The following is a 13,800-nucleotide window of genomic DNA, read 5'->3' as shown; positions in this document are numbered from 1 at the left end:
TGATCGCAAGGGTTGACCGCTATGCGGCGAGGGGTCCTGTCCGCGGACAGGGCCCCTCACGCGTGTCGGGGCTCCGCCGACTAGCGCAGCGGTCCGGTCACCGTCTCCGCCGCCGCGACCAGGTGCCCGGCCCGCACGAAGGCGTCCGCCGCGGCGAGGTCCGGCGCCAGGTAGCGGTCCGGTCCGGGCCCCTCGACACCGGCGGCCCGTACGGCGTCGATGACGGCCCGCGAGGCCGGGGCCGGGGTCAGGCCCTCGCGGAGCTGGATCGCGCGGGTGGCGGCGTACAGCTCGACGGCGATCACCCGGGCCAGGTTGTCGACGGCCGTGCGCAGCTTGCGCGCCGCCGACCAGCCCATGGAGACGTGGTCCTCCTGCATCGCGGAGGACGGGATCGAGTCCGCCGAGGCCGGTACGGCGAGCCGCTTCAACTCGCCGACCAGGGCCGCCTGCGTGTACTGGGCGATCATCAGCCCGGAGTCGACGCCCGCGTCGTCGGCGAGGAAGGGCGGCAGGCCGTGGCTGCGGTTCTTGTCGAGCAGCCGGTCGGTGCGCCGCTCGGTGATGGACCCGAGGTCGGCGACCGCGACGGCGAGGAAGTCCAGGACGTAGGCGACCGGGGCACCGTGGAAGTTGCCGTTGGACTCCACCCGTCCGTCGGGCAGCACCACGGGGTTGTCCACGGCCGACGCCAGCTCACGCTCGGCGACCAGCCCCGCGTGGGCCATGGTGTCGCGTCCGGCACCGGCGACCTGCGGGGCGCACCGCACCGAGTAGGCGTCCTGGACGCGGGGGGCGTCGTCCTGGTGGTGGCCGGTCAGGCCCGAGCCGTCGAGCACGGCGAGCATGTTGGCGGCGCTGGCTGCCTGCCCGGGGTGCGGGCGGATGGCGTGCAGCTCGGGGGCGAGCACCTTGTCGGTGCCGAGCAGGGCCTCCATGGTCAGCGCGGCGGTGACGTCGGCGGACTTGTAGAGGGTGTCGAGGTCCGCGAGGGCCATGACCAGCATGCCGAGCATGCCGTCGGTGCCGTTGAGGAGGGCGAGGCCCTCCTTCTCGCGCAGCTCGACCGGCGTGATGCCGTGCTCGGCGAGCAGCTCACCGGCCGGGCGCACGGTGCCGTCGGGGCCCTCCGCGTCCCCCTCGCCCATCAGGGTCAGCGCGCAGTGCGACAGCGGCGCGAGGTCGCCGGAGCAGCCCAGGGAGCCGTACTCGTGCACGACCGGGGTGATCCCGGCGTTCAGCACGTCGGCCATGGTCCGCGCCACCTCGGGACGGACGCCGGTCCGGCCGGAGCAGACGGTCTTCAGCCGCAGGAACATCAGTGCGCGGACCACCTCGCGCTCCACCCGCGGACCCATCCCGGCGGCGTGCGAGCGGACGATGTTGCGCTGGAGCTGGGCCCGCAGTTCCGGGCTGATGTGCCGGGTCGCCAGAGCGCCGAAGCCGGTGCTCACCCCGTACACGGGTTCCGGCTTGGCGGCCAGCGCGTCCACGATGTCGCGGGCCGCGGCCAGGGCGGCCACCGCCTCGTCGGAGAGCTCGACCCGGGCGCCGGCGCGCGCCACGGCGAGAACGTCGGAGGCGGTCACCCCGGACGCCCGCCCGTCGCCCACCACCACCCTTTCAACGCCGCGCTTCGCGCCTTCCCCGTTCCCCACAGTGTGCATATCCATATTCAGGAGCGTACGCAGTGAATTCCTTGATGTCACGAGGGGATGCGTCACCATCGGGCAGCGGTTTCACCCCTTACCGACTTTCACCCCCGCGCCGGACCCCGCCCTACGGCGAGTGCCGCCCCCGGAAGCGCCGGCGCTCCCCGCCCTCCTCCCGGGACGGCTCGTCGGCGAGCCGTACGACGGGGTCGTCCGGTCCCTCGCGGCCCGCGACGACCGGTCCCGCCGACCGCTCGGCCTTGGCGCGGTACTGGGCGGCGTCGGCGAGCCGGAACAGCCGGCGGGCGGAGCGCACCGGCCCGACCTCGTCCTCCGTGGACGCGACCCCGCAGGCCACCCCGTCACCCAGCTCCAGCTCGGCCGCCCGGCGGCACAGCTCCTCGGCCGCCTTGACCACCTCGTCGGCGGCCGGGCCGACCGCGAGCAGGCAGAACTCGTCCCCGCCCAGCCGCGCGGCCAGCGCCCCCGGCAGCATCGCCCCGCACAGCGACAGCACCGACCCGAACCGCTCCAGGAGCCGGTCCCCGACGGCGTGCCCGTGCGTGTCGTTCACCCGCTTGAGGCCGTTCAGGTCGCAGACGACGAGGCTGACGACCACGTCGTCCCTGCGGTGCCGCTCGACGGCCTCGTCCAGCGCCGCGTCCACGGCTCGGCGGTTGGCGAGCCCGGTGAGCGCGTCGGTGTACGCGAGGCGCCGGACCTCCTCGAGGCGCTCGGCCTGCGCGATCCCGGCGGCCACGACCGAGGCCAGCACGGTGGCGAAGTCGGCGTCGGGCCGCGCGAAGACCGGTTCCCCCACGGGGCGGGCCACGTACAGCTCGCCCCAGGCGCGGCCGTGCAGCACGATCGGGGCGACGACGCAGCAGCCGCGCCCCCGGCGGCGCAGCGCGGCGACGCGCTGATGGACGTACCCCGGCCGCCCGGCGGCGGGCCCCTCGGCCGTCTCCACCCAGGCGTCGGGCTCACCGCCGCCGGCCCAGCGCTCGTGCAGGAACTCGGTGATCTCCGCGAACTGGTGCACCGGGTAGGACTCGTCCTCCGGGAACTCCTCCTCGTCCTCTGCCCGCCTGCCCACGTTCACCAGGACGCGGAGCCGGCCCAGCTCCCGCTCCCACACCGACAGCGCGGCGAAGCTGCCGCCCAGCGCCAGACACGCACCGGCCGCCGCCGCCCGCCACGCCTCGCGCGAGCTGTGCGCGGCGGCCATGCCCTGCGCCAGTGCCACCACCGCCGCCAGCCGTCTGTCCTCGCCCATCACTCCAGGCTAGGGAGATTCAGGCAGAAATGTGACTCAAGCAGGGCGAACGGGGACTACTCTCCCGGCCACCGCGGCGCCCGCTTCTCGTTGAACGCCGCCACTCCCTCCGCGCGGTCGCCCGAGAACGCCACCGCGCGCCACGCGGCGTCCTCGACCTCGAGCCCCGCCCGCAGGTCCAGTCCGTGTCCGAGCCGCAGCGCCCGCTTGGCCGCCCGCAGCCCCACGGGCGAGTTCGCTGCCATCCGGGACGCCAGCTCCAGCGCCTCCTCCCGGTCCCGCCCCTCGTCCACCAGCTGGTCCACCAGCCCCAGCTCGCGCGCCTCTGCGGCCTCCACGCGCCGCGCCGTGAACACCAGCTCGGCGGCGCGCGCCGCCCCCACCCGGCGCGGCAGCAGCTGCGTACCGCCGCCGCCCGGGATCACCCCGACGGACACCTCGGGCAGGCCCACGACCGCCGTGGGGTCGGCCACGATCACGTCGCAGGAGAGCGCCAGCTCGAAGCCGCCGCCCAGCGCGAAGCCGTGCACGGCCGCGATCGTCGGCACCGGCAGCTCCAGCACCGAGGTGTACGCACCCCGCGTCACCGGGCGCTGGCGCAGCAGGTCGGCGTCGGAGAAGGAGTTGCGCTCCTTCAGGTCGGCGCCGACGCAGAACGCCCGCTCGTGGGTCGAGGTCAGCACCACCGCCCGCACGCCGCGGTCCTCGGCGAGTGCCGCGCACGCCTCGGCGACGGAGCGGGCCATCGCGGTCGAGACGGCGTTCATGGCCTTCGGCCGGTCGAGCGCGAGCTCCGCGACATGCCCGTCCCCGTGCCGCCGCACCAGGACGAAATCTCCGAACCGCTCCTCGCTCATGACACCCTCCGGTTAACGCGTGTTAACAGCCGACCGTCCGATCATCGCAGGCATGCGCGCGCGACGGAAGGCCGGACCCGCCCCGCCCTCGCGCCACGCCGTCCACCCGTTCGAGTGACGTCCGGCCGACCGTCGTACCGGGGCCACCGGCACCCCGTAGCGTCGCCCCGCCACGGCGCGACGGGGGCCCGTGGCACCGGGGAGGGATCATGACGACGACCGGCACACCGACAGGACGGGCGCATCCCTGGGGCCGCCGGGGCCGACACCGCCGGCCGCGGCCCCGCAAGGTGCTGCTGGCCGCGGGCGGCCTGGCGTTCGCGGCCGGCGCCCTGAGCCTCGTGCGCCTGCTGCCCGGGCCGGGCGGCGACGCGGGCGGCTACGGCGCCGAGGCCGCGCCGCGCGTGGACCCGGGCGGCGGCGGGGAGACCGCGAGGGACCGGGCGGGGACGCCGGGCGCCGCCCGCACCGCCGGTCCGTCCGACGTGAGCCCTTCGGCGACGTCCGCCATGGGCGGCCTGAGCGGCTCCGCGGCGGGCGGACCGATACCGGCCCCGTCCACGCCCCACCCCGCGGCCTCGTCCTCGTCCTCGTCCTCCGGTACGACGACCGTCCCCGACGCTCCGAACCCGCCCGAAGACCGCGCCGACGCCGGCGCCACGGCCGCGCCGCACACTCCACGGCCGCCCGGCTCCACCCACGCCCCACGGCCCCCGCGCTCCGACGCCCCGCGCCCCGCGCCGACCTCGCCCCCGGACCGCGGCACACCGTCGGCACCCGCCCCGGAACCCCACGATCCGGGGCTGTGCGTGCCGGTCATCGGCCTCTGCGTGGACCTGCTCGGCGACGACTGACGGCCGCCGGACGGCCTCCTCGGGCCCTAACCCTCGTCGCCGTCGTCGCCCCGGCGGGTGAGCAGCCAGGGCTCGACCACGCCGAGACCGCGCACCGGGCGCTGCCACATCGGCTGGAGCGCGAAGCGGTACGACGGCGGGTCCTCGCCCGCCTTCTCCGCGGCGGCGGCCTCCTCGGCCGCGACCGCCTCCGAGGCCGGCGCGTCCTGCGTGCGGATCAGCTCCTCCGCGAGCGCGGCGTCGACGAGGACGGCGTCGCGGGGAGCTATCGAGGTCAGCCGGGAGGCCAGGTTCACGGTCGAACCGAAGACGTCGCCCATCCGGGTGGTGACCGTGCCGAAGGCGATGCCGACGCGCAGTTCCGGCATGGTCTCGTCGTTCGCCATCGTCTCGACGAGGAGCAGCGCGATCTCCGCGGCCGTTCCGGCGTCGTCGGCGGCGTAGAGCACCTCGTCGCCGAGGGTCTTGATCAGGCGCCCGCCGCGCGCGGCGACCAGGTCGGCGGCGGTGGTCTCGAATGCCTCGACCAGCTCGCCGAGTTCCTCCTCCTCCATCCGGCGGGTCAGCCGGGTGAAGCCGACCAGGTCGGCGAAGCCGACCGCGAGCCGCCGGTCCACCATCTCCTCGTCGTCGGCGGCCTGCACGACCCGGCCCGCCGAGGCGGCGAGCTGGCGGCGCCAGACGTAGACGAGAAACTCCTGCAGCTCGGGCAGGAGCAGCTCGACGATCGGGTACGTCACCTCGGTGCGCGTCATCCCGGGCTCGGGGGGCTCGGTCAGGCCCTCCAGGAAGGAGTCGATCTGCCACTCGGCCAACCGGGCGGTGGTCTGCCCGGTGGACCGGGCCACCTGCACGGCCATCGCCTCGCTGAGCAGGCCCGCCTCCACCAGACCGGCCAGCCGCCGCAGGGCGAGGACGTCGGCCTCGGTGAGCGCCCTGGCCTGGCCTATGTCGGCGAAGCCCATGGCCCGCCAGAACCGGGACGCCAGCTCCATGGAGACGCCCGCGCTGCGGGCGGCCTGGAAGGGGGTGTAGCGGCGCTCGGCGCCCAGGATGAGCCCTTCGAGGCGCAGCGCGAGCGGGTCCTCGCCGGAGTCGGCGGAGTCCGGGGCGGGCTCGGGGTCCACCCGGCCGTCCCCGTCCGCGCCGGAGCCCGTGTCGTCGACGCTCAAGCCTGCTGCCCTTCCGATCTGCCGCGGTCAGATATCGACCGGCCACAACTTTACGTCAGGTGTGCCCCAGCTCACTGCCGTGCGGCCGCACTCCGAGTCCGCCGTCCCCGGGCCCGGCCCGCACCGCGGATCCCGCACGAAGGCCACCGCTCTCCCACTCGGCGCAAGCCCAGCCGCCCCTCTCCGTACGACCACGGGCCGGAGCCCGCACCGAACCCTGTTCGCCCGAGCCTGCGCCCCGAACCGCGCTCACGCCACCCGCGGCCGCACGCGGTCCCCCGCCCTCACGGACTCCCGCGTCCCCGGCCCTCGTCCTGCAGCCGGCGCGCTCCCGCGCGGTGGAAGCCCGACCTCGCCCCGGACCCGAGCGTGCCCCTGACCGAGGGGCACACCAACGGCAGGCGCACGATGCCCCGCCCCACGGGCTCCCGCGCCCCGCCCTGCAAACCAGCGCTCCCGTACGCCCGCGGGCCCGACCCCGCCCCGGACCGTGCCCGCCCCGTCCGGCCTCGCGCCGAGCTCCGCTCACGCCAGCCGCAGGTGCACGATGTCCCCCGCCCCCACCGGCTCCTGCACCCCCGCGCCCGTGGCCAGTACCAGCCGTCCGTCGCCGTCCACGGCCACCGCCTCCCCGACCAGTGACCGGTCACCCGGCAGCTCGGCCCGGACCACGCGTCCGAGCGTCGCGCAGCCCGCCGCGTACGTCTCCTGGAGTCCGCTGGCCAGCGGGTCGCCCTCCGCCGACCGCCACCGCCCGTACCAGTCCTCCAGCGACCGCAGCACGCCCCGCAGCAGCGGGTCCCGGTCGGTGTTCGCGGCGCCGGCCAGCGCCAGTGAGCCGGCCTGCGGGACGGGCAGCTCGTCGGCCCGGAGAGTGACGTTGACGCCTACGCCGACGACGACCCCGTCGCCGGCCCGCTCGGCGAGGATGCCGCCGGCCTTGCGCTCCTCGTCGCCGACGGTCACCAGCAGGTCGTTGGGCCACTTCAGCGCCGTGTCGACGCCCGCCACCCGGGAGAGCCCGGTCGCCACGGCCACGCCGGTCAGCAGCGGCAGCCAGCCCCAGCGGGCCACCGGCACCTCGGTGGGGCGCAGCAGCACGGAGAAGAAGAGCCCGGAGCGGGGCGGTGCCGTCCACTGCCGGTCCAGGCGGCCCCGGGCGGCGGTCTGCTCCTCGGCGACCAGGACGGCCCCCTCCCCCAGCTCCTCCTCGGCGGCGCGGGCCACGAGGTCGGAGTTGGTGGAGCCGGTCCGCTGCACCACGTCCACCCGCCGCCACAGCCCTCCCTGCCGCACCAGCGCCCGGCGCAGCGCCGTGCCGTCGAGGGGCGGCCGGTCCAGGTCGGACCAGCGGTTGTTCGGGGAGCCAGAGGCATCGCGCGGCGTCATGCAACCCACCCTAGGTGTGGGAAAGACCGCACTGCCGAACGGAAGACCCCCTACTACTCTACGAACGAGTAACCGTCCCCCCTTTTGAGCAGGCAGGGAGCCGCATCCCGATGTCCGAGCCGGAAGAGCAGCAGCCCGACATCCACACGACCGCGGGCAAGCTCGCGGATCTGACGCGCCGTATCGAGGAGGCGACGCACGCCGGTTCCTCACGTGCCGTGGAGAAGCAGCACGCCAAGGGCAAGCTGACGGCCCGTGAGCGTATCGACCTCCTGCTCGACGAGGGCTCCTTCGTCGAGCTGGACGAGTTCGCCCGGCACCGCTCCACCAACTTCGGCCTGGACGCCAACCGCCCCTACGGCGACGGCGTCGTCACCGGCTACGGCACCGTCGACGGCCGCCCCGTCGCCGTGTTCTCCCAGGACTTCACCGTCTTCGGCGGCGCCCTGGGCGAGGTCTACGGCCAGAAGATCGTCAAGGTCATGGACTTCGCGCTGAAGACCGGCTGCCCGGTCATCGGCATCAACGACTCCGGCGGCGCCCGCATCCAGGAGGGCGTCGCCTCGCTCGGCGCCTACGGCGAGATCTTCCGCCGCAACACCCACGCCTCCGGCGTCATCCCGCAGATCAGCCTGGTCGTGGGCCCCTGCGCGGGCGGCGCGGTCTACTCCCCCGCGATCACCGACTTCACGGTCATGGTCGACCAGACCTCGCACATGTTCATCACCGGGCCCGACGTCATCAAGACCGTCACCGGCGAGGACGTCGGCTTCGAGGAGCTGGGCGGCGCCCGCACCCACAACTCCACCTCGGGCGTGGCGCACCACATGGCGGGCGACGAGAAGGACGCCATCGAGTACGTCAAGCAGCTGCTGTCGTACCTGCCGTCCAACAACCTGTCCGAGCCCCCCGCCTTCCCGGAGGAGGCCGACCTCGCGGTCACGGACGAGGACGCCGAACTGGACGTGATCGTCCCGGACTCGGCGAACCAGCCGTACGACATGCACACGGTCATCGAGCACGTCCTCGACGACGCGGAGTTCTTCGAGACCCAGGCCCTGTTCGCGCCGAACATCCTGACCGGCTTCGGCCGGGTCGAGGGCCGCCCGGTCGGCATCGTCGCCAACCAGCCGATGCAGTTCGCCGGCTGCCTGGACATCACCGCGTCCGAGAAGGCGGCCCGCTTCGTCCGCACCTGCGACGCCTTCAACGTCCCCGTGATCACCTTCGTGGACGTCCCCGGCTTCCTGCCCGGCGTCGACCAGGAGCACGACGGCATCATCCGCCGCGGCGCCAAGCTGATCTACGCCTACGCCGAGGCCACCGTCCCCCTCATCACGGTCATCACCCGCAAGGCCTTCGGCGGCGCCTACGACGTCATGGGCTCCAAGCACCTGGGCGCCGACCTCAACCTGGCCTGGCCGACCGCCCAGATCGCCGTCATGGGCGCCCAGGGCGCGGTCAACATCCTGCACCGTCGCACGATCGCCGAGGCCGGTGACGACGCCGAGACCACCCGCGCCCGCCTGATCCAGGAGTACGAGGACGCCCTCCTCAACCCCTACACGGCGGCCGAACGCGGCTACGTCGACGCGGTGATCATGCCGTCCGACACCCGCCGCCACATCGTCCGCGGCCTGCGCCAACTGCGCACCAAGCGCGAATCGCTCCCCCCGAAGAAGCACGGCAACATCCCCCTGTAAGGAGCCGCTGTGATCAAGGTCGTACGGGGCAACCCGACCCCGGAGGAACTGGCCGCGGCGCTCGCGGTGGTCCGGGCCCGCGCGGTGGCGGCGGAAGCGGCGCCCGCGGCCGCGCCGGGCGGCAGGGACGCGTGGTCCGACCCTGCCCGTATCGCCGCCCACCGATTGCCCCAGCCGGGCCCGGCGACATGGGGCCGCACCTACTGGCCCGCCTGAGGGTGAACGCCCAGGGGCGCGAGGAACCGCGCACGGCGGCGGAACCCCGCGCCCCGATCTAGGTACCCGTACTCAAGCGCCGCCTCCTCCCGAGGCCGCACGCTGGTGCCATGCTCTGGTCCGACCCGAAGAACGAGCCGCCCGAGGAACTGCGCGACATGCAGCACAGGCTGCGGCGACTGGGCGTCTTCCTGGCGCTGGCGATGGTTCTCGCGATGCTGGTCGCCGGCCTGCACTGAGCGCGCCCGGCGATCCCCCGCGCCGCCGATACCCTGGTCCCATGACCGACCAGCAGCCGCGTCGCCGACTCGTCCTCGCCTCCCAGTCCCCGGCCCGACTGGGCCTGCTCCGCCAGGCCGGCCTGGCTCCCGAGGTCCTCGTGAGCGGGGTCGACGAGGACGCCGTCACCGCCCCCACCCCCGCCGAGCTGGCCCTCGCCCTGGCCGAGGCCAAGGCCTCCGTCGTGGCCGCGAAGCCCGAGGTGCACGGTGCCCTGGTGATCGGCTGCGACTCGGTGCTCGACCTGGACGGCCAGGCCCTCGGCAAGCCGGCGGACGCCGAGGAGGCGACCGCCCGCTGGAAGGCGATGCGCGGCCGGGCGGGCACTCTGCAGACCGGCCACTGCGTGTGGGACACCGCCTCCGGCCGCCACGTCTCGGCCACCGCCTCCACCGTCGTCCGCTTCGGCGAGCCGACCGACGAGGAGATCGCGGCCTACGTGGCCTCCGGAGAGCCGCTGTACGTCGCCGGGGCGTTCACCCTGGACGGCCGCTCCGCCCCGTTCATCGACGGCATCGACGGGGACCACGGCAACGTCATCGGCCTGAGCCTGCCCCTGCTGCGGCGGCTGCTCGCCGAGCTGGGGACCGGCATCACGGAGTTGTGGGCGCCGGCGGCGGGCTGACCGGCGTACCGTCGTCGCCCGTGCCGCCCTCGGGCCGCGTCGCGGGCGCGGGCCGCTCGTGGGCGTCGTAGGTCATCAGCAGCAGCACGATGAGACCGAGTACGACGATCATGAAGACGAAGGCGCCGGGGCCCACCAGTCCCCAGGTGAAGGCCCCGAGCAGCCCGTGCACCACGGCCGCGCTGATCAGCAGGACCCGGCCGAGCCCGGCCGGCGCGCGGTCGCGGAGCGCCACCAGCAGGGCGACCAGCCCGCACAGCGCGAAGTAGAGCCCGAAGACCACTCCGCCGATCTTCGACGACACGGACATCGCGTCCGGATCGAGACCGGCCAGGGACATGTCCTGCCGGTCGACGACGATCCCCAGGAACCAGTTCAGCGCCGCGACGCCGACCGCCTCCAGGAAGAGCACGATCGCCACGATCCACGCCACCGGCCTGCGCACTGACACCGGTCCCCACCCACTTTCGACCGCTGCCGCACAGGACAGCTGTTACCCCAAGTACGTTCGAGACAGCCAGAACGCTACTAACGGGTAAACCTCGCGACAAGGGGTCTGCCGCGAGCAAAGAATCATTGGGCCATTAGTAGGGACTCGACAAAGAAACGGAGTGGCCCGCAGCACGCTCTTACAGAGACCTTGACCACACGGGAGAGCTAGGGTTTCCCCCATGAGTCCTGCGTAGCGCGGTACTACAAGGGCTTTCGCGGGTCGAGCGAGCCTCGAATCACGCTCCGTGTGGGCAAGCTCACCATTGGGGACGGGTCGAAGTGCCGTGTCGGCAGTCCCTAAAATCGGCTTGTTTCAAGGAGGGAGCCTCAATCGTGCGCAAGGTGCTCATCGCCAATCGTGGCGAAATCGCTGTCCGTGTGGCCCGGGCCTGCCGGGACGCGGGGATCGCGAGCGTGGCCGTCTACGCGGACCCGGACCGGGACGCTCTGCACGTCCGTGCCGCTGATGAGGCGTTCGCCCTGGGTGGTGACACCCCCGGCACCAGCTATCTGGACATCGACAAGGTCCTCAAGGCCGCGCGGGAGTCGGGCGCGGACGCCATCCACCCCGGCTACGGATTCCTTTCCGAGAACGCCGAGTTCGCCCAGGCGGTCCTGGACGCGGATCTGATCTGGATCGGTCCGCCCCCGCACGCCATCCGCGACCTGGGCGACAAGGTCGCGGCCCGGCACATCGCGCAGCGCGCGGGCGCCCCGCTGGTCGCGGGCACCCCCGACCCGGTCTCCGGCGCGGACGAGGTCGTCGCGTTCGCCGAGGAGCACGGCCTGCCGATCGCGATCAAGGCGGCCTTCGGCGGCGGCGGACGCGGTCTGAAGGTCGCCCGCACCCTGGACGAGGTCCCCGAGCTGTACGAGTCCGCCGTCCGTGAGGCGGTGGCCGCGTTCGGCCGCGGCGAGTGCTTCGTCGAGCGCTACCTCGACAAGCCCCGCCACGTGGAGACCCAGTGCCTGGCCGACCAGCACGGCAACGTGGTCGTCGTCTCCACCCGTGACTGCTCGCTGCAGCGCCGCCACCAGAAGCTGGTCGAGGAAGCCCCCGCCCCGTTCCTGTCGCAGGCGCAGATGGACGAGCTGTACTCGTCCTCCAAGGCGATCCTGAAGGAGGCCGGCTACGTCGGCGCCGGAACCGTGGAGTTCCTCGTCGGCATGGACGGCACGATCTCCTTCCTGGAGGTCAACACCCGCCTGCAGGTCGAGCACCCGGTCACCGAGGAGGTCGCCGGCATCGACCTGGTCCGCGAGATGTTCCGCATCGCCGACGGCGAGAAGCTCGGCTACGACGACCCGGAGCTGCGCGGCCACTCCTTCGAGTTCCGCATCAACGGCGAGGACCCGGGCCGCGGCTTCCTGCCCGCCCCCGGCACCGTCACCCTCTTCGACGCGCCCACCGGCCCCGGTGTCCGCCTCGACGCCGGCGTCGAGTCCGGCAGCATGATCGGCCCGGCGTGGGACTCCCTGCTGGCCAAGCTCATCGTCACCGGCCGCACCCGCAAGGAGGCCCTCCAGCGCGCCGCCCGCGCCCTGGACGAGTTCACCGTGGAGGGCATGGCCACGGCCATCCCGTTCCACCGCACGGTCGTGCGTGACGCGGCGTTCGCACCGGAGCTGACCGGCTCCAGCGACCCCTTCACGGTCCACACCCGGTGGATCGAGACGGAGTTCGTCAACGACATCAAGCCCTTCAACGCGCCCGCCGACACCGAGGCGGACGAGGAGTCGGGCCGCGAGACGGTCGTCGTCGAGGTCGGCGGCAAGCGCCTGGAGGTCTCCCTGCCCTCCAGCCTGGGCATGTCCCTGGCCCGCACCGGACTGGCGGCCGGCGCCCGGCCCAAGCGCCGCGCGGCGAAGAAGTCCGGCCCCGCGGCCTCCGGCGACACCCTCGCCTCGCCGATGCAGGGCACCATCGTCAAGATCGCCGTCGAGGAGGGCCAGGAGGTTCAGGAGGGCGACCTGATCGTCGTACTCGAGGCGATGAAGATGGAGCAGCCCCTCAACGCGCACAAGGCCGGCACCATCAAGGGCCTGGGCGCCGAGATCGGAGCCTCGGTGACCTCCGGCGCGGCGATCTGCGAGATCAAGGACTGAGGCACTCGAAGTAAGCATCCGGGGCGCCCGGCGGACCGAAGCAAACGGTCCCGCCGGGCGCCCCCACCGTTCTCGGGGGCGCGACCGGGACCGGCGACGGCGGCCGGGATCGTACGACGGCGGCCGGGACGGTACGGCGGCCGCCGGGGCCGTACGACGGCTAACGTCGGCGCATGTCGGCGACGCGCGCCCGTTCCGGTCCGGCCGGCTGTTCACCCAGGGCGGTCGCCGAGCGCAGCCCCGTCGCCGCGCCGGGAACCTGTCGGCGCGGCCCCGGAAGCGGCACGTCGCGGCGCTGCTGACGCGCCGGGACGGCTTCACCCCCCGGGGCCCCGGTGCCCCCCGGACCGGAGGCCGCACCGCCGGACGCCCCCGCCACGGCGATCTGCACCCCTTGGTCGGCAAGGGCCTGCAGCTCGGTGGCGGCACGGTCGTCGTGGGCCGGCGCCTCGTCGGTGACCAGGCGGGTGATGAGGTCCGTGGGCACGGTCTGGAACATGGTGTCCGTGCCCAGCTTGGAGTGGTCGGCGAGGACGACGACCTCGGCGGCGGCCTGCACCAGGGCGCGGTCGACGGACGCCGACAGCATGTTGGAGGTGGACAGCCCCCGTTCGGCGGTCAGCCCGCTCCCGGACAGGAAGGCCTTGGAGACCCGCAGCCCTTGCAGGGACTGCTCGGCACCCGACCCGACCAGGGCGTAGTTGGACCCGCGGAGCGTGCCGCCGGTCATCACGACCTCGACCCGGTTGGCGTGCGCGAGGGCCTGGGCCACCAGCAGCGAGTTGGTGACGACGGTCAGCCCGGGCACCCGCGCGAGCCGGCGGGCCAGCTCCTGGGTGGTCGTCCCGGCACCCACCACGATGGCCTCGCCCTCTTCGACGAAGCCCGCGGCGAGATCGGCGATGGCCGTCTTCTCGGCGGTCGCGAGATGGGACTTCTGCGGGAAGCCGGACTCTCGCGTGAACCCGCCCGGCAGTACCGCACCGCCGTGTCGGCGGTCGAGGAGTCCTTCTGCCTCCAGTGCGCGCACGTCCCGCCGTACGGTCACTTCGGAGGTCTGGACGACGCGGGCGAGCTCACGGAGCGACACGGCCCCGTTCGCGCGCACCATTTCGAGGATCAATTGGCGACGTTCTGCAGCGAACACGAAACTGACAGTAACCCCAACGACCGTCTGCT

13 protein-coding genes are annotated in these 13,800 nt (G+C 73.7%); 6 read left to right on the top strand and 7 right to left on the bottom strand.

What is annotated here, in order from left to right:
* Positions 1–80: 80 nt before the first annotated feature.
* The 3 genes from hutH to OIE75_RS23775 all read right to left on the bottom strand — a co-directional run bounded on the left by hutH (position 81) and on the right by OIE75_RS23775 (position 3,785).
* Positions 81–1,673: a histidine ammonia-lyase gene (gene hutH, locus OIE75_RS23785; RefSeq protein WP_373463011.1), complete on the bottom strand. Its 1,593-nt coding sequence runs from the start codon at positions 1,671–1,673 to the stop codon at positions 81–83.
* Positions 1,674–1,779: 106 nt separating this feature from the next.
* Entirely contained in the window at positions 1,780–2,928 is a 1,149-nt protein-coding gene (locus tag OIE75_RS23780) for a GGDEF domain-containing protein (protein WP_307014807.1), read from the bottom strand.
* Positions 2,929–2,984: 56 nt separating this feature from the next.
* Positions 2,985–3,785 carry an enoyl-CoA hydratase/isomerase family protein gene (locus tag OIE75_RS23775; RefSeq protein ID WP_234955107.1) on the bottom strand — a complete coding sequence of 267 codons (801 nt, stop codon included), beginning with the start codon at positions 3,783–3,785 and terminating at the stop codon, positions 2,985–2,987.
* A 209-nt stretch (positions 3,786–3,994) separates the two neighbouring features.
* Between OIE75_RS23775 and OIE75_RS23770 the strand changes: the two genes are divergently transcribed.
* Entirely contained in the window at positions 3,995–4,639 is a 645-nt protein-coding gene (locus OIE75_RS23770; RefSeq protein WP_307014805.1) for a hypothetical protein, read from the top strand.
* 26 nt (positions 4,640–4,665) lie between these two features.
* On the opposite strand, the gene OIE75_RS23765 is transcribed toward OIE75_RS23770, so the two are convergent.
* Together OIE75_RS23765 and OIE75_RS23760 are read right to left on the bottom strand one after the other, a co-directional pair.
* Entirely contained in the window at positions 4,666–5,811 is a 1,146-nt protein-coding gene (locus OIE75_RS23765) for an adenylate/guanylate cyclase domain-containing protein (protein ID WP_329472074.1), read from the bottom strand.
* A gap of 525 nt (positions 5,812–6,336) precedes the next feature.
* A complete protein-coding gene (locus OIE75_RS23760) occupies positions 6,337–7,200 on the bottom strand; it encodes a biotin--[acetyl-CoA-carboxylase] ligase (protein WP_329472073.1) in 864 nt (287 codons plus the stop codon).
* Between the two features lie 110 nt (positions 7,201–7,310).
* Between OIE75_RS23760 and OIE75_RS23755 the strand changes: the two genes are divergently transcribed.
* The 4 genes from OIE75_RS23755 to OIE75_RS23740 all read left to right on the top strand — a co-directional run bounded on the left by OIE75_RS23755 (position 7,311) and on the right by OIE75_RS23740 (position 10,023).
* A complete protein-coding gene (locus OIE75_RS23755; RefSeq protein WP_307014801.1) occupies positions 7,311–8,903 on the top strand; it encodes an acyl-CoA carboxylase subunit beta in 1,593 nt (530 codons plus the stop codon).
* Between the two features lie 9 nt (positions 8,904–8,912).
* Positions 8,913–9,119, top strand: coding sequence for an acyl-CoA carboxylase epsilon subunit (locus OIE75_RS23750; RefSeq protein ID WP_307014800.1), 207 nt, complete (start codon positions 8,913–8,915; stop codon positions 9,117–9,119).
* Positions 9,120–9,229: 110 nt separating this feature from the next.
* Positions 9,230–9,358, top strand: coding sequence for a morphogenic membrane protein MmpB (gene mmpB / locus OIE75_RS23745; RefSeq protein WP_272924142.1), 129 nt, complete (start codon positions 9,230–9,232; stop codon positions 9,356–9,358).
* A 41-nt stretch (positions 9,359–9,399) separates the two neighbouring features.
* Positions 9,400–10,023: a nucleoside triphosphate pyrophosphatase gene (locus OIE75_RS23740; protein WP_234955118.1), complete on the top strand. Its 624-nt coding sequence runs from the start codon at positions 9,400–9,402 to the stop codon at positions 10,021–10,023.
* Here the strand turns inward: OIE75_RS23740 and OIE75_RS23735 are convergent.
* Positions 9,992–10,474: a hypothetical protein gene (locus OIE75_RS23735; RefSeq protein ID WP_329472072.1), complete on the bottom strand. Its 483-nt coding sequence runs from the start codon at positions 10,472–10,474 to the stop codon at positions 9,992–9,994. The genes OIE75_RS23740 and OIE75_RS23735 overlap by 32 nt on opposite strands.
* 374 nt (positions 10,475–10,848) lie before the next feature.
* On the opposite strand from OIE75_RS23735, the gene OIE75_RS23730 reads away from it, so the two are divergent.
* Positions 10,849–12,621, top strand: a complete 1,773-nt coding sequence (locus OIE75_RS23730; protein ID WP_329472071.1) for an acetyl/propionyl/methylcrotonyl-CoA carboxylase subunit alpha — start codon at positions 10,849–10,851, stop codon at positions 12,619–12,621.
* A gap of 160 nt (positions 12,622–12,781) precedes the next feature.
* On the opposite strand, the gene OIE75_RS23725 is transcribed toward OIE75_RS23730, so the two are convergent.
* Positions 12,782–13,768 (bottom strand): DeoR/GlpR family DNA-binding transcription regulator, encoded by a 987-nt coding sequence (locus OIE75_RS23725; RefSeq protein WP_329472070.1) that lies wholly within the window; start codon positions 13,766–13,768, stop codon positions 12,782–12,784.
* Positions 13,769–13,800: the final 32 nt, after the last annotated feature.

This window comes from Streptomyces sp. NBC_01723 (assembly GCF_036246005.1).
Classification (GTDB): domain Bacteria; phylum Actinomycetota; class Actinomycetes; order Streptomycetales; family Streptomycetaceae; genus Streptomyces.
This window is presented reverse-complemented; position numbering and strand designations above follow the sequence as displayed.

Bases quoted from the DNA above. Each gene is read 5' to 3' on its own strand.
- hutH (WP_373463011.1), bottom strand. From the start codon at position 1,673: ATGGATATGCACACTGTGGGGAACGGGGAAGGCGCGAAGCGCGGCGTT.
- OIE75_RS23780 (WP_307014807.1), bottom strand. From the start codon at position 2,928: ATGGGCGAGGACAGACGGCTGGCGGCGGTGGTGGCACTGGCGCAGGGC.
- OIE75_RS23775 (WP_234955107.1), bottom strand. From the start codon at position 3,785: ATGAGCGAGGAGCGGTTCGGAGATTTCGTCCTGGTGCGGCGGCACGGG.
- OIE75_RS23770 (WP_307014805.1), top strand. From the start codon at position 3,995: ATGACGACGACCGGCACACCGACAGGACGGGCGCATCCCTGGGGCCGC.
- OIE75_RS23760 (WP_329472073.1), bottom strand. From the start codon at position 7,200: ATGACGCCGCGCGATGCCTCTGGCTCCCCGAACAACCGCTGGTCCGAC.
- OIE75_RS23755 (WP_307014801.1), top strand. From the start codon at position 7,311: ATGTCCGAGCCGGAAGAGCAGCAGCCCGACATCCACACGACCGCGGGC.
- mmpB (WP_272924142.1), top strand. From the start codon at position 9,230: ATGCTCTGGTCCGACCCGAAGAACGAGCCGCCCGAGGAACTGCGCGAC.
- OIE75_RS23740 (WP_234955118.1), top strand. From the start codon at position 9,400: ATGACCGACCAGCAGCCGCGTCGCCGACTCGTCCTCGCCTCCCAGTCC.